The sequence below is a fragment of the Pseudoalteromonas translucida KMM 520 genome, from assembly GCF_001465295.1.
In the GTDB taxonomy this organism is placed as follows: Bacteria; Pseudomonadota; Gammaproteobacteria; order Enterobacterales; family Alteromonadaceae; genus Pseudoalteromonas; species Pseudoalteromonas translucida.
Genome location: NZ_CP011034.1, coordinates 1,884,179 through 1,905,493, shown reverse-complemented (window position 1 = coordinate 1,905,493; position 21,315 = coordinate 1,884,179). Strand labels below are relative to the sequence as shown.

At 39.5% G+C, this 21,315-nt stretch carries 12 protein-coding genes; all 12 read left to right on the top strand.

What is annotated here, in order from left to right:
• Positions 1-43: 43 nt before the first annotated feature.
• Positions 44-2,638: an aminopeptidase N gene (gene pepN, locus PTRA_RS08880; RefSeq protein ID WP_058373507.1), complete on the top strand. Its 2,595-nt coding sequence runs from the start codon at positions 44-46 to the stop codon at positions 2,636-2,638.
• 3 nt (positions 2,639-2,641) lie between these two features.
• Entirely contained in the window at positions 2,642-2,863 is a 222-nt protein-coding gene (locus PTRA_RS08875) for a DUF2835 domain-containing protein (RefSeq protein WP_058373506.1), read from the top strand.
• A gap of 253 nt (positions 2,864-3,116) precedes the next feature.
• Positions 3,117-5,216, top strand: coding sequence for a DUF1302 domain-containing protein (locus PTRA_RS08870; protein WP_058373505.1), 2,100 nt, complete (start codon positions 3,117-3,119; stop codon positions 5,214-5,216).
• Positions 5,217-5,229: 13 nt separating this feature from the next.
• The gene (locus PTRA_RS08865) at positions 5,230-6,594 is read left to right on the top strand and encodes a DUF1329 domain-containing protein (protein ID WP_058373504.1); all 1,365 of its coding nucleotides are present in this window, start codon (positions 5,230-5,232) and stop codon (positions 6,592-6,594) included.
• 130 nt (positions 6,595-6,724) lie between these two features.
• Complete coding sequence (locus PTRA_RS08860) at positions 6,725-7,720, top strand: YCF48-related protein (protein WP_058373503.1); 996 nt, start codon at positions 6,725-6,727, stop codon at positions 7,718-7,720.
• Positions 7,720-10,041 carry an efflux RND transporter permease subunit gene (locus PTRA_RS08855; RefSeq protein WP_058373502.1) on the top strand — a complete coding sequence of 774 codons (2,322 nt, stop codon included), beginning with the start codon at positions 7,720-7,722 and terminating at the stop codon, positions 10,039-10,041. Before PTRA_RS08860 ends, PTRA_RS08855 begins: the two co-directional genes overlap by 1 nt.
• A 209-nt stretch (positions 10,042-10,250) precedes the next feature.
• The gene (locus tag PTRA_RS08850) at positions 10,251-15,080 is read left to right on the top strand and encodes an NAD-glutamate dehydrogenase (protein ID WP_058373501.1); all 4,830 of its coding nucleotides are present in this window, start codon (positions 10,251-10,253) and stop codon (positions 15,078-15,080) included.
• 137 nt (positions 15,081-15,217) lie between these two features.
• Positions 15,218-16,228: a quinone-dependent dihydroorotate dehydrogenase gene (gene pyrD / locus PTRA_RS08845; protein ID WP_058373500.1), complete on the top strand. Its 1,011-nt coding sequence runs from the start codon at positions 15,218-15,220 to the stop codon at positions 16,226-16,228.
• Between the two features lie 179 nt (positions 16,229-16,407).
• A complete protein-coding gene (locus PTRA_RS08840) occupies positions 16,408-16,938 on the top strand; it encodes a cell division protein ZapC (RefSeq protein ID WP_058373499.1) in 531 nt (176 codons plus the stop codon).
• Between the two features lie 90 nt (positions 16,939-17,028).
• Positions 17,029-19,146 carry a bifunctional 23S rRNA (guanine(2069)-N(7))-methyltransferase RlmK/23S rRNA (guanine(2445)-N(2))-methyltransferase RlmL gene (rlmKL, locus tag PTRA_RS08835; RefSeq protein ID WP_058373498.1) on the top strand — a complete coding sequence of 706 codons (2,118 nt, stop codon included), beginning with the start codon at positions 17,029-17,031 and terminating at the stop codon, positions 19,144-19,146.
• On the top strand, positions 19,139-19,378 hold the full coding sequence (locus PTRA_RS08830) for a glutaredoxin family protein (RefSeq protein ID WP_058373497.1): 240 nt from the start codon (positions 19,139-19,141) through the stop codon (positions 19,376-19,378). Before rlmKL ends, PTRA_RS08830 begins: the two co-directional genes overlap by 8 nt.
• 15 nt (positions 19,379-19,393) lie before the next feature.
• Positions 19,394-21,310 carry an ATP-binding cassette ATPase Uup gene (gene uup, locus PTRA_RS08825; RefSeq protein WP_011328343.1) on the top strand — a complete coding sequence of 639 codons (1,917 nt, stop codon included), beginning with the start codon at positions 19,394-19,396 and terminating at the stop codon, positions 21,308-21,310.
• Positions 21,311-21,315 lie beyond the last annotated feature (5 nt).

The window sequence follows — 21,315 nt, the reverse complement described above, 5'->3', positions numbered from 1 at the left end:
ACAGCCTCTTTTAAACATAAAAGGGGCTTTTTTTGGAGTATTTATGACTGCCGCACAAAAACCGCAAACACAATATTTAAAAGATTACCAAGCGCCAGACTTTTTAATTAACCACACCGAGCTTAACTTTGATTTACAGCCGTTAACAACAAGAGTCACTGCACTACTTACACTGAGCCGCGTGGGTGCTAAAACGGCACCTTTGGTACTCGACGGTATTAATTTACGCTTAGTATCGCTTTCAATAGATACTCATGATATTAGCGATTATAAAATAGTGGGTGAGCAACTCATTATTAATAATTTACCAGATCACTGCCAACTTAGTATAGTGACCGAGATTTCTCCGCAAACAAATACTTCTCTAGAAGGACTTTATTTATCGGGTGGGGCTTATTGTACTCAGTGTGAAGCGCAGGGTTTTAGAAAAATAACTTACTATATGGACCGTCCAGATGTTTTATCAACATTCGATGTAACCATAATAGCAGATAAAAAATACCCGCAGTTACTCTCTAATGGCAACATGGTTGATAGCGGTGAAACGCAAGACGGTCGTCATTTTGCTAAGTGGCAAGATCCGTTTAAAAAGCCAAGTTACTTATTTGCTTTAGTGGCGGGTGACTTTGATGTATTAAATGACAGCTATACTACAAAAAGTGGTAAGAATGTTGATTTAGCCTTATTTGTAGATAAAGGAAACTTGTCAAAAACACCACATGCAATGAGCTCACTTAAAAAAGCGATGCAGTGGGATGAGACACGCTTTGATTTAGAGTATGACCTTGATATTTATATGATTGTTGCCGTTGATTTTTTCAACATGGGAGCGATGGAAAATAAAGGGCTTAATATTTTTAATAGTAAGTGTGTTTTGGCAAATCAAGAAACCGCTACCGATAAAGACTATCACACCATTGAATCTATTGTTGGGCATGAATACTTTCATAACTGGACCGGCAACCGCGTAACCTGTAGAGATTGGTTTCAGTTATCGTTAAAAGAAGGCTTAACAGTATTTAGAGATCAAGAATTTAGCAGTGATTTGGGCTCGCGAGCGCTAAACCGTATTGATGCCGTTAAAGTAATGCGTACTCACCAGTTTAGTGAAGATGCAGGGCCTATGGCGCATCCTATTCGACCAGAAAAAGTAATTGAAATGAATAACTTTTACACTGTGACTGTATACGATAAAGGCGCTGAAGTTATTCGCATGATGCACACCTTGCTTGGTGAAACTAACTTTCAAAAGGGCATGACACTTTATTTTCAGCGCCATGATGGCCAAGCGGTTACCTGTGACGATTTTGTAAGTGCTATGAGTGATGCATCTAATATTAACTTAGAGCAATTTAAACGCTGGTATAGCCAATCGGGTACTCCTCGTTTAAATGTACAACAAAGTTACCATAGCGAGACGCAAACGTTTAGCCTTACTATTGAGCAGGCTGCGCCAATTAATCAGCCACAAAACGATACTTTGCATATTCCTTTTGCAATTGAGCTATTAGATAGCAAGGGGAAAAGTGTGCCGTTACAATATAAAGGTCAGCCCGTTGATCATGTGCTTGATGTAACTAAAGCAACGCAAACATTTAATTTTGATCAGCTATCAGAACAACCTGTTGCCGTTTTATTGGAAGACTTTTCAGCACCGTGTATTTTAAAGCAGCACAGTAACGATCAAGACCTATTGCACATAATGCGCTTTGCACGAAGCGACTTTTCGCGTTGGGATGCACAGCAACAGCTATTTATTAATGCGGTTAAGCGCGGTATTGCAAGCAAAAATCCTGATCCATTAAGTAATGAAATAATAGCAGCCTTACAGGTATTAATAGCCAGTAGAGCAGGTGACTTGGCATTACTTGCTGAACTGTTAAAACTTCCTAGCTTTGACACCTTAGCAGCTGAGTTTGAGACGATCCCAGTTGATGCCATTCTTACTATTACGCAGCAGTTTGAACAGCAAATAGCCGATACCCTCGAACAAGAATTTATTAATTGTTACCAAGCACTTGAAGACGATGGCAGTGTTAATGCGGCTGCTGTGGCAATACGTTCATTAAAACAACAATGTTTGTATTACCTAGCAAAAACAGACAGTTTACCAGCGGCTGAATTTATAAAAGAAGCTGCAAGCTCAACTAATATGACCAATGTGCTCGGTGCGCTCAGTGGGGCTATAAAAGCGTCGCATACTTTAAGCGACACCTTGCTTGCACATTTTGATAGCCAATGGCGACACGACGTATTAGTAATGGACAAATGGTTTGCACTGCAAGCTATGCAGTCGGGTGAAGATGCAATTGACAATATTAAAGCACTGTATGAGCACCCTTGTTTTGACTTTTCAAATCCTAACCGAGTGCGTGCTTTAATTGGCAGTTTTAGCCACTTTAATACCGCGCAATTTCATCGCCTAGATGGTGAAGGTTATGCTTTGCTTGGTGATTTACTCATTAAGCTCAATACTATCAATCCGCAAAATGCATCACGCATGTTAACCCCTTTTATGTCGTGGAAACGTTACGATAAAGTACGTTCTGCAGCAATGAAAACACAACTGCAGCGGTTAGCTGATTTAGATACGCTGAGCGACGATTTATTTGAGAAGGTTGAAAAAGCCTTAAATTAAATCATGATTGAATATTATTTTAGACTAAATTTGAGCTACAACGAATGCATGGATTACTACCATGGACGTTTTAGCTCAGTGCAAGTTGTAGATGACAGCGGTAAAACCATTCGTTTTGCCGCAAATTACCTGCGCCCCTACATTTCTAGTTTAGGGGTGCGAGGTCGGTTTAGATTGATACTTACCCCCGAAAATAAGTTTATCCGCCTCGAACGAGTAGCCTAAACGCTTGTATTTATGTTATAGATACACATAAATATTGCCTTTTTGTTAATTTCGATTTGTCCTATTGTTAATTTGCGTGTATAAATTACTGGTATGACGTCTTACCATTGCGTAAACGTCAGTGAATAAAAAAAGATTATGACTGATTGAAGGCGACTGTTTGTAATTTGTTTAATTCGCTTCTATCGTTACGATTACACTAAAAACAATAACTTGATCACACAAAATGACCCGCGACAGGGGGGAAACCAAAATGATAAGAAGATCGCTTTTTGTTAAAAATAAAATCGCTATAGGTTTAGCAGCCGCAAGCTTAGGGTTATCTGCAATGACTGCACAAGCGGCAGTTTTTGAAGCCGGAGGTTTTGATATTACTTTCGACTCCACTTTTTCTTATGGGCAAAGTATTCGTGTAGAAGACCGAGACTTTGGCTTAATAGGTAAAAGTAACAACCCTTCATTCGATTGGACGGGTTATAACCCCGCCACGGGCAATACCGTTTACTCATCGCAAGATGTGTGGGCGCAACCAGGATCATATTCAAACAATGGTGATGCAGGCGATTTAAACTTTGATAGTGGAGATTCGTTTTCAAAACTATTAAAGGGCACCCATGATCTATCTATCAGTAAAGATAATTATGGCTTGTTTACTCGATTTATGTATTTTTATGACTTTGAGTTAATGGATGGCGATCGTGCTTATGTAAACCCTACCTCAGGTCAAGGCGTCGATCCATGTGATGATAAAGATACAAAAGCACAAAGCTGTGCCGACATTCGTTTATTAGATGCGTATGTATGGGCAAGCTTCGATTTAAATGAAGGTAAAAACCCGCTATCAGTTCGCGTTGGTCAACAAGTAATAAACTGGGGTGAAAGCACATTAATATCGCATGGTATTAACGTTAACCCAGTTGACATAGACCGTTTAAAAGCGCCTGGTGCAGAGCTTAAAGAAGCCTTTATACCAGTAGGCATGTTATGGGCATCGTTAGGTATTACTGATAACGTAACCTTAGAGGGCTTTTATCAATACCAATGGCAAGAAACTCGCTTACCAGCAACGGGAACGTATTTTTCAACCAATGACTTTGCCTCTGAAAATGGTTATCAGCAAAATGTGCAGTTAGGTTTTACTTCAAATCCTGATATTGATTTAGCATTTTTAACCGACAGTTTAAATAATTTAACATCTACTTATGCTCAAGTCGCAGCAGCGCAAGGAATTGATCCCTCAAGTGCACAAGGCCAAGCATTGCTTGCTCAAATGTACTTAGCCTACCCAACTAAGGTAGCACTAAAAGGTAAAGGCGATGAAGGCAAAGTAGAGCCAGATGACGGCGGCCAATACGGTTTACGTTTAGGCGTGTTTTTACCTGAATTTAATGACACTGAAGTGGCATTTTATCATGTGAATTATCATAGCCGTCGCCCGTTAGTATCTGGTCGAGTGTCTAATTTTACTCAAGCTTCACTTGCCCAAGATTTAGCAATGATTACAACGACTGAAATCACTGAAGATAATATTCATAATTTAAGAGCTTTCTCTTTAGCAAAAAATGAATACCCAGAAGACATTAAACTCTACGGTTTGAGCTTTAACACATCTTTAGGTGAAACTGCGTTTGCCGGTGAGTTTACTTTTCGCGAAGATGAACCACTACAAATTGATGACGTAGAGCTACTTTACGCTGCAATGCCAGAGCAGCTAGCTGTAGCAGGTTTACGCCCTGAATTTGCGGGTATTTCACAAATGAGCCCAGGCAATGCAGTTAGTGTTGTTGGCCCAGGTGAATTAGCAAAAGGTTATATAGAGCGTAATACTAGTCAATTACAATTTACCGCGACGCATTTATTTGGCCCATCTTTGGGTGCAGATAGCTGGGCTGTGGTAGGTGAAGTTGGTGGCGTGCGTATTCATAGTATGCCGGAGTACGATGAAATGCGTTTAAACGTTTCTGGTACTGGGCGTAGTGGCGTTATGACAGGCCCAGGCAGCTCTGATTACTCTGCGCTACATATGGCGTTATCAAATGGAGCAGAGCAAAAAGAGTTTGCTACGGCTACATCGTGGGGTTATCGCTTAATTGCTAAAGGTGATTATTATAACCTGTATAACGGTATAAACTTTTCGCCACGTTTTGTATTTTCTCATGACGTAAATGGTAACACCCCAGATCCTATGTTTTTGTTTCTAGAGGATCGTAAATCGTTAGGTGCAACCATGAACTTTAACTATCAAAATGCGTGGTCATTAGATGTTAGCTACAACTCATTTTGGGGTGGCGGCGACATTAATACCTTCTCTGATCGCGATTACATTTCATTTAACTTAAAATATTCTATTTAGGGGTAATATTATTATGATTAAAAAACCTACCCTCATTGCTACTGCATTTTGTAGCTTGTTTGCAAGTCACGCTGCTTTGGCTAAAATTAGCAGCGAAGAAGTTGCGCGCTTAGGTGCAGACTTAACGCCGCTAGGCGCCCAAAAAGCAGGCAATGCAGATGGTTCTATTCCTGCGTGGAATGGTGGTATTACCGCAGCACCGGCAGGTTATAAAGCAGGTATGCATCACTTAGACCCGTTTAATACGGATAAAGTGTTGTTTACTATTGATAAAAGCAATATTGAAAAATATAAAGCGAACTTAAGCCCTGGTCAAATAGCGTTATTTGAAGCGTATCCTGATACCTTTAAAATGCCAGTATATGCAACTCGTCGCTCTGCTTCGTACCCACAATTTGTGTACGATGCAACAAAGCAATTTGCTGCTACTGCAGAGTTAATTGAAGGCGGTAATGGGATTAAAAGTACTGCCATTGGCATTCCATTCCCTATTCCTAAAACAGGTTTAGAGGCAATTTGGAATCACTTGCTACGTTACCGTGGTCAGTCTATTGAGCGTTTTGGCGGCCAAGCAGCACCTACCGCTTCGGGTTCGTATAACTATGTTGGTTTTGATGAGCAGCTATTAGTTAAATACTCAGATCCAAGTGCTACACCTGCGCAACTGCAAGACTCAAATATTTTGTTTAAGTTTAAACAAAAAGTGACTGAGCCGGCACGTCTAGCGGGTACTGCGTTATTAGTGCATGAAACCATGGACCAAATATTAACGCCACGCCAAGCATGGACCTACAACAGTGGTCAACGTCGTGTTCGTCGTGCACCTAACGTTGCTTATGATGCACCAGGTACAGCAGCTGATAGCTTACGTACTACTGATGACTTTGACATGTTTAACGGTTCACCAAATCGTTACACCTGGACATTAAAAGGTAAGCAAGAGCTTTATATTCCATACAATAGTTATAAGCTACACAGCGATAAACTTCAGTATGATGATATTTTAATGCCAGGACATATTAACCCTGAGCATACACGCTACGAAAAGCACCGTGTATGGGTGGTTGAAGCTAACTTAAAAGATGATACGCGCCATATTTATAAAAAACGTGTGTTTTATATTGATGAAGATAGTTGGCAAGTACAGGTTACCGATATTTATGATAACCGTGACCAACTTTATCGTGTAGCTATGGCTTATGGCCTTAACTACTATGAAGTACCAACGCAGTGGAGTACGTTAGAGGTTTATCACGATTTAAACTCTCGTCGTTACTTAGCAATTGGTTTAGATAACCAGCACAAAATGTATGATTTTTCTCAGTCGTTTAACGACAATGAGTTTACATCAAGCGCATTACGTCGCGAAGGTAGATAGTTAATAGTAGGCACCTAACCGATTGGTTAGGTGCCTTTTTCCTTTCTCATCGCGTTTGTCTTTTTGACACGCAGGGCTTTTCCTCACCTAAATAGACAAACAATTCCCCAGTTCAAGGCGATTTAAATTTATGAAGTATTTGGTATATGCCAGCCTGATCCTCAGTGGTGCGAGTGTTGCACAAGAAGCTCCTCAATTTGCTATTAGTGCAATAAACGCCGATAAAACGTTATTGACTGATATTACCCAAACTAAAGCGGGTTTAGTGGCTGTTGGTAAGCATGGCACTGTAATTACAAGTATTAATGGTATTGATTGGCAACAAGCAGAGTCGGTGCCGACCCAAGTATTGTTAACTGCGGTTGATTTTACTAATGAAAATAATGGCTGGGCCTGTGGGCACGATGCAACAATAATAAATACTACAAACGGTGGTAAAACGTGGCATTTACAACAAGCTAAGCCAGAGGTAGATAAACCGTGTTTAGATATTTTATTTAAAGATGAGCTACATGGTTATGCTGTCGGGGCTTATGGCATGTTTTATCAAACCAGTGACGGTGGTAAGCATTGGCAAAAACGTTTTTTAGACTCGCTATTATTTAGTGACGATAGAGAATATTTAAGTGATTTAAAAGAACATGACCCAGAAGGTTATGAAGCAGAAACAGCCTCAATTTTGCCGCACTTTAACCGCATAGAGCAAACACCTAACGGCTTAATGTTAGTGGGTGAAATGGGCTTAATGGCAAAAAGCACCGATGCAGGCTTAACATGGCAGCGAGTTGACGAAATTTACCCAGGATCTTTTTTTGCATTTAGCGCCAATGCGCAGCAAGAGATAGTGGCAGGATTACGAGGCAATGTTTTTACTCGCCAGCAAGGTGATCAAAATTGGCAGCACCTTGATAATAATAAAACAGCAACGATTAACAACATCATAAATTACAATAATGAACAATGGCTAATGTTGGCCAATAGCGGCGTGATTTTTCATTTGCAAAACGCTGAGCTCACGCATGAACAGTTGGCCGATGGTAAAGCAATTCTAGATGGTGTGATTTTAAATAATAAACTAATCATGGCAACAGAAGATGGCATTAAAGTGAAGGAGTTGACCCCTTAATGCATAAGATTTTAGACTTTATAGAAAATGCGATATTTAAACATCGCTTAATTATGCTTATAAGCTTTGTGCTTATAACCTGTTTATTGGCATTTAAAGCGACACAAATTCAACTTGATGCTTCGTTTAATAAAAATATTCCGTTAAACCACGATTATATGAAGGTATACACCAAACACGAAAAGCAGTTTGGTGGCGCTAACAGTATTTTAATTTCGGTGTGCGACGACAGCGGCGATATTTTTAATCCTGAATTTTTTATCCAATTAAAAGCGGTACACGACCAGCTATATTTCATTCCTGGGGTTAATCGGCCTTTAGTGAATTCAATATTTTCACCCAGCGCTCGGTTTGTTGAAGTAGTTGAAGATGGTTTTGCCGGTGGGCCAATAATTCCTGCTAATTTTAAAGCCGATAAACAAGGCTTAGGGGTCGTTAAAGAAAATATCGAAAAAGCGAAAGTAGTTGGGCGTATGATTGCCAGTGACTATTCGTGTGCGATGGTGACAGCGCAATTAATGGAAACCGATCCGCAAACCCAAGAAAAGCTTGATACTTTAGCATTTGCGCAAAAACTCGAAACACAACTGCGTGAACCGCTAAGCACCGATAAGGTGAGTATTCATATAATTGGTTTTGCTAAAATGGCTGGTGATATAGCCGAAGGTGCAAAAGGTGTGGTGGTATTTTTTGCCATCGCGATTGCCTTTACCTTTATTATGGTTTGGCTATTTTGTGGCAGTTTAAAGCTGACTATTTTACCTATAATGTGTTCGTTCATTGCTGTTATTTGGCAATTAGGGCTACTGTCGAGTTTAGGCTTTGGCTTAGATCCTATGTCTATTTTGGTGCCTTTTTTAGTGTTTGCAATTGGTGTGAGCCATGGCGTGCAGATGATTAACGCAATAGGTAAAAAAGTAGGCGAGGGTAAAAGTACGCGAGAATGTTGTCAGTCAAGCTTTAGGGTATTATTGATCCCAGGCGGCATTGCATTGCTATCGGATACGGTTGGCTTTTTAACTCTGCTAACCATTGATATTGGTATTATTAGAGAGCTTGCAATAACCGCTAGTTTAGGTGTTGCGGTAATTATATTTACTAACCTGATTTTACTCCCTGTATGGGCGTCGTATATGCACTTTGAAAATAGTGTACATATTCAATCAGGTGATGCTAAAAAACCAAATATGCTTGATGCAATTAGAGATTTATTGGTTAAAGCCACCGATCCTAAAATTGCTAAAATGATAATTGCTTTTACTTTAGTGTTATTTGCACTTGGTTATTGGCAAGCAGATAAAATGCGTATTGGAGACTTACATGCTGGCGCACCATCATTGCACCAAGATGCACGCTATAACCAAGACACATTTTTAATCTCAGACAAATACACTATCTCGTCTGATATCTTAAAGGTAATTGTAGAAGCGTATCCTGCAGCGTGTACAGAGCATGATGTGATGGAGCGTATTAGCCGCTTTCAGTACAAAGTAGAAAACGTAGCAGGAGTGCAGTCTGCGGTAAGCTTAAGCTCGGTAGCGCAGTCGGTAAACGCAGGTTATAACGAAGGTAACCTTAAATGGCAAAGCCTACCACGTAACTCTGCAAGCTTAGTACAATCTACCTCGCGGGTAGAAACCAGTACAGGGTTACTCAACGGCGATTGCTCAGTGATGCCAGTGATTATCTTTTTAGATGATCATAAAGCGCAAACAATTGACCTTGTAATTGAAAGTGTTAAACGCTTTGCACAAGAAGAGGGTACAGATAAAGTTGCGTTTAAACTCGCATCAGGCCCAGTAGGGGTAATGGCGGCCACAAACGAGTCAGTGTCAGCGGCGCAAATTCCGATGATGCTGTATGTTTACGGCGCTGTAATTGTTTTGTGTTTGCTAAGCTTTAGAAGCGTAAAAGCAACCATTGCAGTAGTGTTACCTCTGTATGTAGTATCTACTCTTGCACAAGCACTAATGGTACAGCTGGAAATTGGCTTAACCGTATCTACACTGCCAGTTATTGCATTAGGTGTGGGTATTGGCGTTGATTATGGTATTTATATATTGTCGTCGATGATGGGGCAGTTAAAGCAAAATGTACCGCTGAGTGTGGCTTATCGAAATGCGTTAATTGAGCGCGGTAGTGCGGTATTATTTACCGGTATTACACTTGCCATTGGCGTGAGTACTTGGATTTTCTCTGATTTGAAATTTCAAGTTGATATGGGAATTTTGCTTACCTTCATGTTTTTAGTAAATATGCTGGGTGCAGTGCTGCTTTTACCAGCAATTGGTAGCTTGCTCTGGACTGACCAGAAAAAATAAAGTGAATAAGTTTGCTCCTAAATGGCCTGTAAAGGCCATTTATATCTATAATTTGTGAATAGATGACCAAATAGCTGAAAAGCTAAAATGTTTTCATCGTAAAAGGCTGTTTATTAGTTGTAAACGAGTTAGAATTTGCTCGACTCCACGCTAATAAATGCTGTACAAATATTCTGCTATTAAGCAGTAATAGATTTAAGGAATAAACAATGACACGAAATGAAGGTCAAGCCTCAGTTATTTTAGATAATGTTTGTAAGCTTATCCACAAAAAAGTTCGCGCTGATAATGTGTTACTCGTTGAAAAATTCGCCAAAGCCTTGTACAGCAATATGTCTAAAGAGGATTTGGCTAATCGTAACGATAGTGACTTATATGGTGCTGCACTAAGCCTTTGGAATTCGCTAGAAAAGAACACGTCTGATGACGCGGTTATTCGCGTTTTCAACCCAGAAGTGGCAAAAGATGGTTGGCAGTCATCGCATACCATTGTTGAGATTATAGCTAAAGACATGCCGTTTTTAGTTGATTCAGTACGTATGGCCATGACTCGTGAAAATATTGCCTCTCACTTATTACTACACAGCCCGCTTAAAATCCAACGAGATGAAAATGACAAAATCTCAGGTTTATCTGGTTTAAAAGCAGAGCAAGAATCAACCTCGACCAAAACAGTATTCTTTATTGAAATTGACCGTCAAACAGATTCAGCTGTGATTGAGTCTTTCAAACAAGAGTTAGAGTCTGTACTTACAGATGTGTCGGTAGCGGTAGAAGACTGGCAGCCAATTCGCGAAAAGCTAATTGCAGTTAGTCAAGAGCTACCAAAACGCCATGCTGGCAAAAATAATGCTGAAGTAGATGAAACGGTTGAGTTTTTAGACTGGTTAGTTAAAGACAACTTTACCCTAATGGGCTATCGCCAATATGAGTTATCGCCAATACAGGGTGATTACGAGTTAAAAGGCGTAATGGAAACCAGTTTAGGTTTGATGAAAAATGCCGGTGTAGAACACACTCGTCTACTTTCTGAATTACCAGAAGCCGCTCGCCAAGATGCACGTAGTAGTAACCTGCTGATTTTAACCAAAACTAATTCATTATCACGTGTACATCGTCCGGCTTATATCGACTATGTTGGTGTAAAACGTTTTGATGATAAAGGCAATGTTATTGGTGAGGATCGCTTTATTGGCTTGTTCTCGTCAAACTTTTATAACTACAGTGCGGCAGACGTACCGGTTCTTAAAAGTAAAATTGACCGCATTATGCAAATGTGTGACTTTGCCAAAGGCACTCATGCTTATAAAGCAGTGCTTAATATTTTAGAAACCTACCCACGTGATGAACTCGTACAAGCCCGCGAAAGTGAATTATTAGAAGTTGCAATGGGCGTGTTGCAAGTACAAGAGCGTGATATGTGTCGCTTGTTTGTACGTAAAGATGCGTATGGACGTTTTTTCTCATGTATGGTTTATGTACCACGTGAGCGCTATAACACGGCACTGCGTCATGAAACGCAAAATATTTTAGCAAATGCATTTAATTCTGATGAAAAAGTCGAATTTACAACCTATTTCTCAGAGTCAACACTGGCACGTACTCATTATACCGTGCGTGTGACTGATAATAATATAGAGTATAAAGTGAAAGACATTGAAAATAATTTAGTTGAAGCAGCCCGTACTTGGGAAGATAAATTACAATCAGCCTTACTAGAACAAGCTGGCGAAGCACGCGGTAATGAATTAAACCGTAAGTATGCTCAAGCATTTGCTCGCTCATACAAAGATGAAGTATTACCAAGTGCAGCTGTTGTTGATATTGAAAAGCTAGAAATGCTTAACGATGACAACAAACTTGAAATGTTATTTTATCGCCCGCAAGAAGAAGCTAACAGCAATGTTGTGCGTTTAAGCTTATTTCATAAAGATGAGCCTATTCACTTATCTGATGTAATGCCGATGCTTGAAAACTTTGGCTTACGTGTTGTTGGCGAAACACCTTATTCAGTTAAAACTAGCGATGGTAGCATTAATTGGATCATGGATTTCTCTATGCTAATTGATAGCAAAGGGATGGCAGATTTTGATAAAATCTCAGCACGTTTTCGCGCTGCGTTAACCAGTGTGTGGAATAACCGCTTAGAAAACGACGGTTTTAACCGTTTAGTATTAATGGGCGGTCTTACGGGGCGTGAAGCGTCAATATTACGTGCGTACGCTAAATACATGCGCCAAATTGGGGTTACTTTCTCACAAGCTTACATTGAAGGCACTTTTGCAAATTATCCACACATTGCAGCAAAAATTGTTAACTTGTTTACTAAAAAATTCTCAGTTAAAAGCCCTGCAAGTGAAAAAACACTTGAAAAGCTTAGTACAGAAATATATTTAGAACTTGAAAACGTAGCCAATCTTGATGATGACCGTATTATTCGCTTATACGTTGATATGATAGTGGCAACACTGCGTACTAGCTTCTTCCAAAAAGATAACAATGGCCAATTTAAATCGTATGTATCGTTTAAAATTAAGCCAAGCTTAATTCCTGGTGTACCATTACCATTACCGGCATTTGAAATTTTTGTATACTCGCCGCGTATTGAAGGTGTGCATTTACGATACGGTAGTGTTGCACGTGGTGGCTTGCGTTGGTCAGATCGTCGTGAAGATTTCCGTACTGAAGTACTTGGCTTAGTTAAAGCACAACAAGTGAAAAATGCGGTAATTGTACCAGTAGGCTCTAAAGGCGGTTTTGTTTGTAAACAATTGCCAACTGAGCGTGAAGCATTCTTAAAAGAAGGCCAAGAATGTTACAAAATCTTTATCCGTGGTTTGTTAGATATCACAGATAATATTGTACAAGGTGAGATTGTTGCGCCTGTAGATGTAACTCGCCACGATGGCGATGATGCTTATTTAGTTGTAGCAGCCGATAAAGGTACTGCAACTTTCTCTGATATTGCTAATGGCATTGCAAATGAATATAACTTTTGGCTAGGTGATGCATTTGCATCAGGTGGTTCAGTGGGTTATGACCATAAGAAAATGGGTATTACAGCACGTGGCGCGTGGGAATCAGTTAAACGTCATTTCCGTGAAATGGATATTGATTGTCAAACAACCGATTTTACCGTGGTAGCTATTGGCGATATGGCAGGGGATGTATTTGGTAATGGTATGTTGTTATCTAAACATACTCGTTTACAAGTTGCATTTAACCACATGCATATTTTTGTTGACCCGACACCAGATGCCGCAGCAACGTATCCTGAGCGTGAACGTTTATTTAAATTACCGCGTTCATCGTGGGAAGACTTTAATAAAGATTTAATTTCTGCCGGTGGTGGTGTTTTCTCTCGTGCGGCTAAGTCGATTACACTAAGCCCAGAAATGAAAAAAATGTTAGGCACTAAAAAAGCTAGCATGACACCAACTGAGCTGATCAAAGCTACATTAATGATGGATTACGATCTATTGTGGAATGGTGGTATTGGTACTTATGTTAAGAGCAGCAAAGAAACTGACGCCGATGTAGGGGATCGTGCAAACGATGCTCTGCGTATTAACGGTGGCGAGCTGGGTGCTAAAGTATTTGGCGAGGGTGGTAACTTAGGTGCAACTCAGTTAGGACGTATTGAATTTGCAGCGAAAGGCGGCCGTGTTAATACTGACTTTATTGATAACGTAGGTGGCGTTACCTGTTCAGATAACGAAGTTAATATTAAGATTTTACTTAATGGCTTAGTTACCTCTGGTGATTTAACGCGCAAGCAACGTGATGAACTTTTATACGCTATGACAGACGAAGTATCTAAGCTGGTATTGAATGATTGTTATCGTCAAACACACACAATTTCAATTACTCAATCTAAAGGCTCATCAACGCTTAAAGAGAAAATTCGCTTTATTCATGCCCTTGAAAAAGATGGCAAGCTAAATCGTGCGATTGAGTTTATCCCAAGTGATGAAGAATTAGCAGAACGTGCAGCTGCTGGCAAAGACTTAACACGTCCAGAGTTAGCGATTTTAGTGTCGTACTCTAAAATGGTACTTAAAGAGTCGTTTGTTACAGATGAAATCACGGAAAACCCATATTATCGTCAATTGTTAGTTAATTCGTTCCCGTTACCACTGCGTGAGAAGTTTAACGAAGCGATGGATAATCACCCACTTCGTAAAGAAATTATTGCCACTAAACTGGCGAATCAAATTGTTAACGACATGGGCCTTAACTTCATGGTGCGTATGCATGAAGAAACCGGTGCAAATGAAGCTGAAATTGCTTTATGTTATTCAATTGCCAGCGAGTTGTTCCAAATGAGCGATACCTGGGCCTCGGTTGTTGCACTTGATAATAAAATTCCGGCTGCTGTACAAACCGAAATGCTATACCAATTACGTCGCACGGTTCGTCGTGTAACACGTTGGTTCTTACGTCATCGCAACAAAGCACAAACAATTACCCAAACAGTTGAATTTTTTGCGCCAACATTTGCAGATTTAAGTGCTAATTTAACAACGTATATGGTTGATAAAGAAGGCGAGCTTTTAGTGGCAGCTGCCCAAGAGTTAACACAAAGTGGTGTGCCAGCAGAACTCGCTAATCGCATTATTGGTTTATCTAGCTTGTTCTCTGCTATGGATTTAGCCGAAATTTCAGCAAGTTCGAAACAAAGTATCGATACTGTATCGCATACTTACTTCAAGCTTGGTGCAAACATGGGCTTACATTGGTTCTTAGAGCAAATTACTAAGCAACCTGTAGCAAACCATTGGCAAGCATTAGCGCGTGCATCGTACCGCGAAGAGCTTGATTGGCAACAACGTACATTAGCAGAAGTGGTATTAAACGGTTTTGCCGAAGATAACAAAGATGTTAATGGCCAAATTGAGCAATGGATGGATAGCCAAGAGTTATTATTACAACGTTGGAAGCAAATGCTTGCAGAGTTTAGAACATCACAAACTCACGATTTTGCTAAGTTCTCAGTAGCACTACGTGAACTCATGTTATTAAGCCATAACTGCGTGTAATAATATAAAAACCAATAATTAATGCCTACTCATTATTTTCCTTGGTGAAAATAATGAGTTAATGGTTAAAATTGTTATACAATACCTCGGCCTGGTCTGAGGTATTTTTTTGTCTGCATTTTAAGAGGATTATATTCATGTTTTACGATTTAGCTCGCCGTTTTATGTTTACCCGTGATGCGGAGTGGGCGCATGAGTTCGCTCTTAATAATTTAAGTCGTTTTGCTAATACACCATTAAGTGCTGCTTGGTCACAAAGTATTGTGAATAAACCAGTTAACTTTTTGGGCTTAGAACTTAAAAACCCCGTTGGTCTTGCTGCAGGGCTTGATAAAAATGCAGAGTGTATTACTGCATTTGCACAAATGGGCTTTGGTTTTGTTGAGGTGGGTACAGTTACTCCGCGCCCACAAGCAGGTAACGATAAACCACGTATGTTTAGACTGCCGCAGTCAAATGCGATTATCAATCGTATGGGATTTAATAATAAAGGCGTTGATAATTTAGTTAATAATGTTAAAGCAGCCAACTATACCGGTATTTTAGGTATTAACATTGGTAAAAATAAAGACACGCCGAATGAGCAAGGCAAAGACGATTACATACATTGTATGCGCAAGGTGTTTGAACATGCCTCGTATATAACGGTTAATATTTCATCGCCAAATACCCCAGGGCTTCGTGATTTACAATACGGTGCAGCGCTAGATGATTTGCTACAAAGTTTGAAAAACGAGCAGCTTGATCTTGTTGCTAAACATGGTAAGCAAGTACCTATGCTGGTAAAAATTGCGCCAGATTTAGATCCAATCCAAATTGCTCAAGTAAGTGAATCTTTACTAAGCAACAAAATAGACGGGGTAATTGCTACTAATACTACACTTGAGCGCAGTATGGTTGCGGGTCAGCAATATGCTGACGAAGCGGGTGGTTTATCGGGGCAGCCAGTTAGAGAGCGTGCGACACATGTGGTGAGTGAATTAAAGCGCTTAACTAATGGGCAGTTACCTATTATAGGTGTAGGCGGTATTGACGATGTGTCATCGGCTAAAGAAAAAATAAACGCAGGTGCCGATTTAGTACAAATTTATACTGGCTTTATTTATAAAGGCCCACAATTAATTAAATCGATTGTTGATAGCTTATAAAAAATAGGGCTACTCAGCCTTAAAAGTTAAGTTTGTTTTAACACTTAAAGGCTAAGTAGCCCTGTAAGCTTTTGATCGTTCAATAAATGTTCCAATAAAACATTTTAAAAATGATTAAAAGCGGCTATACTTTGTGCTTATTGTTTTTATTATATTTAAATGTTAGGCATGGAGGGGATATGTTACAAGCATCAAAGCAATGGCAGTGGATATCTTGTGCCAAAAAAAACCGCTTATTACTTGATTTAAATGAAGATATGCAGCTATGCACTCCTTATAAGTTAAGACAACTTACCGACAGCACATTTAAGAATCCTTATTTTAGCTTAGAAGATGCCGCATTTTATGAACAAGTTTATCAATATCTTGTTCAGTTTAAGCTATGGAATCCAGCGCAATTATGTCAAATATCACTCAATGCAACCGCAGTGAAGTTTCAATTAAAGCCAGTACTGGCTAAAAGTTGGTTTTTTGAGCAATACACTGGGAGCACCCCTAGTACTGAAGCTGTTATTAATTTAACTTCTAAAGCGCAGTCGGGAGAGTTTTTAATTGTAGAGCACAGCAGTGATGCATCTGTGTGTATTAACCTAAGTGAAAACTTTCAATTAGATGATAATTTATCATTGGTACAGTTTGAAGCCATTCGCGTTTTAAACAATCGTGTACATCCACTCTTAAATCAGCATATTCATAGCCAAATAGCTTAATCTAATTTGATTTTCAGCCTGTCTTTATGACGTGTTTGTATGCAAACCTATGTTATAATCCTGCGCAATTAGCTATTAAGGGTTACTACTTTGCAATTTATCGCACTTACTTCTATCGGAATCGAAAATTTATTGGTTGATGAACTAACAGAACTTGGCGCAACCGTGTCTAAGCAAACTGTCGGTTCTGTTCGCTTTGAGGCAGACTCATTATTGGCGCAAAAGGTGTGTTTATCAACTCGCTTTGCTACGCGCGTGCTCATGCTTATTGAAGAAAAAGAAGGCGTAGATGACAAAAATAGCCTGTATAACTTTGCTCGCTCACAACCATGGCAAGAATGGTTTGGGCCTACACAAACGTTTGCTGTCGACTTTAATGGTACCAACGACTCATTAAAAAATACGCAGTTTTCTGGTTTAGTTATAAAAGATGCCATAGTTGATTACTTTAACGACTTATTTGAGCAGCGCCCTAATGTTGATAAACAAGACGCTAATGTGCGTGTGGTTGCGCGTTTAAATCGTTATGGCGTGTCTATGTACATAGATTACTCTGGCCCGCGTTTATCTGAGCGTGGTTACCGACAAGGCCAAGGTAAAGCACCTATAAAAGAGCATTTAGCAGCGGCATTAATCAAACGCAGCGGCTGGCTTGAAAATGTAAATCAGCCTTTGTTTGACCCATGTTGTGGTGCAGGTACTATTTTAATTGAAGCTGCCGGTATGGCGCGCAACGAAGCCCCAGGCTTATTTCGCGAAGGCTTTGCATTTGAGCGCTTACCAAGTTTTAGAGCTGCAAAATTTAAAGAGCTAAAAGAAGAATTGCTGGGCAATATTATAGACCCTAAGTTATGGCTAATTGGTCACGATTACGACGCTCAAGTATTAGGCAAAGCGATTGATAACGCAAAACGTGCTGAGTTAGACGATGTTATTAAGTTTAAACAAAGTGATGCAACTAAACTAACCGCAGTGGCTAAATTACCTGGCGTAGTTATATCTAACTTACCCTATGGTGAGCGTATTGGTTCTATGGCTGAGCTTGTGGATTTACATCGTAATTTAGGTGTGGGCTTTAAAAAGCATTTCAACCATTGGAAACTTGCTTTACTGGGCATGGATGAAAGCTTATTTAAGCTGTTAAAGTTAGTTAGGCTGAAGCGTTATAAATTTAAAAATGGCCCGTTAGATGTTGAACTTAACTTATATCAACTAGATGACAAACAGGTAAGCCTGACAACCGATGATAAAAAAGCGCTGAATTTTGAAGGTTCAATGTCTTTTGCTAATCGATTGAAAAAGAACAAGCAAGGTTTAAAAAACTGGCTTAAGCAAAACGAAATTACAGCATACCGTGTATACGAAGCAGACATTCCTGAGTACAACGTTGCTGTAGATATTTACGGTGATTCAGCGGTTATTTTTGAATACGCTGCCCCGAAAGAAATTGATGAAAAAACGTCTGAAAAACGCTTGCAAGATGTGATCAGCTTAACGGCTGAACAACTTAAAATAGCACCAGAGAACATTGCTGTAAAAGTGCGTAAAAAGCAAAAAGGCGAAGAGCAATACACGCCAATGGCTAAACAAAACCGCACCATGGTGGTTGAAGAGTTTGGCGCTAAGTTTAAAGTGAATTTATTTGATTACTTAGACACTGGCTTATTTTTAGATCACCGTTTAATGCGTCGTTATATTCAAGAAAACGCCAAAGATAAACGCTTTTTAAACTTATTTGCCTACACAGGTACGGCGTCAGTACATGCAGCACTTGGTGGCGCTAAAGCAATTACCACGGTTGACTTGTCAAAAACCTATTTAAAGTGGGGCCAAGACAACTTTGATTTAAATAATATTAGTAATACTCGCTACCGTTTTGAGCAAGCCGATTGCTTAAAGTGGCTAGAGCATGCAACGTCGCAGTACGATTTAATCTTTTTAGATCCACCGACGTTTTCAAACTCTAAGCGTATGAAAGATGCATTTGATGTGCAGAGCGATCATATTAAGTTATTAACGTGGGTTAAAAAAATATTAAGCCCGTCGGGCACACTTATTTTTTCTAATAACAAACGTGGCTTTGTTATGGATGAAGTGGGTTTAATCGGCTTGGGCTTAAAAGCGGTTAATATTTCTGACAAAACTTTATCACCTGATTTTAAGCGTAATAAAAAAATTCATAATAGCTGGTTAATTACCCATGGCTAAGTGGACTTTATATCACACAGATGGTTGTCATTTGTGTGAACAAGCTGAGCAATTAATTAAGGGATTACTTAATAATCACAATGAATTATTGCTAGTAGATATTATGACTGATGATCAGCTTATTGCTGATTATCAGGTTAGTATTCCGGTATTTAAAAGTGAGCAAGGCCAACAGTTATTTTGGCCTTTTACTGCACTAGACGTGCGTGAATTTTTAGCGCAAGCAGAATAAGAGCAAAGAAGAATTATGGATTTAATTAGAATTTTAAAAGCACAACTGGCCTTTGGTACTCATGCATTGCTTAATAAAGCAGATGCAGTGATTGAAAGTGGCGAGCGCGTGTGTGTTGTAGGTCGAAATGGTGCTGGTAAGTCAACGTTATTAAAAGTCCTCGATGGCGAGGTTTTATTAGATGATGGTGAAATAAACCAGCTTGGTGGTATAAGAATTTCTCGTTTAGAACAAGACCCACCAAAAGGCGCTAGTGGCACTGTATTTGATTATGTTGCTCAAGGTATGCCTGAAATTGCTAACTTACTGATTGATTTTCATCATGTGAGTACAGAGCTACAAACCGTATGTACCGATAAATTATTAAATAAACTTGAGCGTTTATCAAACCAATTAGAAGCGGTTGATGGCTGGCGTTTTGATAGTCGCATTCAAGTGGTTTTAACCCAATTAGAGTTAACACCTGATGCTAAGCTTGAGTCACTTTCAGGTGGTTGGTTGCGTAAGGTTGCACTTGCTCGTGCACTGGTTAGTGAGCCAGATTTATTATTACTCGATGAGCCTACTAACCACTTAGATATGGCAAGTGTTATGTGGCTTGAGCAATTTTTAAAAGAATTTAAAGGCGGCATTGTATTTATATCGCATGACCGTGCCTTTATTCGTGCTGTTGCAACGCGTATTTTAGATTTAGACCGTGGTAAATTAATATCATACCCTGGCGACTATGCTACTTATTTAGAGCAAAAAGCCCACGACTTAAAAGTTGAAGAAAGTCAAAATGCTTTATTTGATAAGCGTTTAGCCGAAGAAGAAACGTGGATACGTCAAGGTGTTAAAGCACGAAGAACACGTAATGAAGGGCGCGTACGAGAACTTAAGCAACTACGTAACGAGCGTAAACAACGTGTTGACCAAGTAGGTAAAACAGACTTTAATATTGAAACTGCAGATCGTTCGGGTAAATTGGTATTTGAAGCTAAGCATCTTTGTCATGCATTTAAAGATAAAGTGATTGCAGATGACTTTTCAACCTTGGTTATGCGCGGCGATCGTATTGGTTTAGTTGGTCCAAATGGTATCGGTAAAACAACGTTATTAAAATTAATGTTTGGTAGCCTAGCCCCAGATAGCGGTGAAACTAAGCAAGGCGTTAATTTAGAATTTGCTTATTTTGACCAATACCGTGAAAAGTTAGACGAAGAAGCAACAGTACAAGACAACGTTGCTGAAGGTAAGCAAGAAGTAATGATGGGTGGTCGCTCGCGCCACGTATTAGGTTACTTACAAGACTTTTTGTTCCCGCCAGCACGTGCCCGTACGCCAGTTAAAGCGCTTTCGGGTGGTGAAAAAAACCGCTTGTTATTGGCGAAACTATTTTTAAAACCGTCAAACATATTAGTGCTCGATGAGCCAACTAATGATTTGGATATAGAAACATTAGAGCTTTTGGAAGATATTATTAACCAGTATCAAGGCACAGTATTAATAGTAAGCCATGACCGTGAGTTTATTGATAATACCTGTTCTAGTGTTTGGGCATTTGAAGGTAATGGCAAGATTACTGATATTGTTGGCGGCTACAGTGATTACGAAGCCTATGTTAATTACTTAGCAGAGCAACAAAAAAATCAACCACAGCAAGCAACTAAAAAAGTTGAAAAAGCACCTGCTGCGCCAGTAGTTAAAGCAGAGGCTAAAGGTAATAAACTCTCTTACAAATTAAAACTTGAATTAGAGCAACTGCCTAATAAAATGGAACAACTCGAAGCCGATGTTGAAATTCAACAAGCTATAGTTAGTGATGTTGATTTTTTTAAGCAAGACAGTGATATAACGGCTAAGGCATTGAACCATTTGGCAAAACTTGAGTCAGACCTTGAGGCCGCGTTTTCGCGCTGGGAAGAACTTGAAGAATTAAAAAATCAGTAGTAAGG

What these genes read in the sequence shown, in the direction of transcription:
- PTRA_RS08865 (WP_058373504.1), top strand. Translation starts at nt 5,230, where the DNA reads ATGATTAAAAAACCTACCCTCATTGCTACTGCATTTTGTAGCTTGTTT.
- pyrD (WP_058373500.1), top strand. Translation starts at nt 15,218, where the DNA reads ATGTTTTACGATTTAGCTCGCCGTTTTATGTTTACCCGTGATGCGGAG.
- PTRA_RS08860 (WP_058373503.1), top strand. Translation starts at nt 6,725, where the DNA reads ATGAAGTATTTGGTATATGCCAGCCTGATCCTCAGTGGTGCGAGTGTT.
- PTRA_RS08855 (WP_058373502.1), top strand. Translation starts at nt 7,720, where the DNA reads ATGCATAAGATTTTAGACTTTATAGAAAATGCGATATTTAAACATCGC.
- PTRA_RS08870 (WP_058373505.1), top strand. Translation starts at nt 3,117, where the DNA reads ATGATAAGAAGATCGCTTTTTGTTAAAAATAAAATCGCTATAGGTTTA.
- PTRA_RS08840 (WP_058373499.1), top strand. Translation starts at nt 16,408, where the DNA reads ATGTTACAAGCATCAAAGCAATGGCAGTGGATATCTTGTGCCAAAAAA.
- PTRA_RS08875 (WP_058373506.1), top strand. Translation starts at nt 2,642, where the DNA reads ATGATTGAATATTATTTTAGACTAAATTTGAGCTACAACGAATGCATG.
- PTRA_RS08850 (WP_058373501.1), top strand. Translation starts at nt 10,251, where the DNA reads ATGACACGAAATGAAGGTCAAGCCTCAGTTATTTTAGATAATGTTTGT.
- uup (WP_011328343.1), top strand. Translation starts at nt 19,394, where the DNA reads ATGGATTTAATTAGAATTTTAAAAGCACAACTGGCCTTTGGTACTCAT.
- PTRA_RS08830 (WP_058373497.1), top strand. Translation starts at nt 19,139, where the DNA reads ATGGCTAAGTGGACTTTATATCACACAGATGGTTGTCATTTGTGTGAA.
- pepN (WP_058373507.1), top strand. Translation starts at nt 44, where the DNA reads ATGACTGCCGCACAAAAACCGCAAACACAATATTTAAAAGATTACCAA.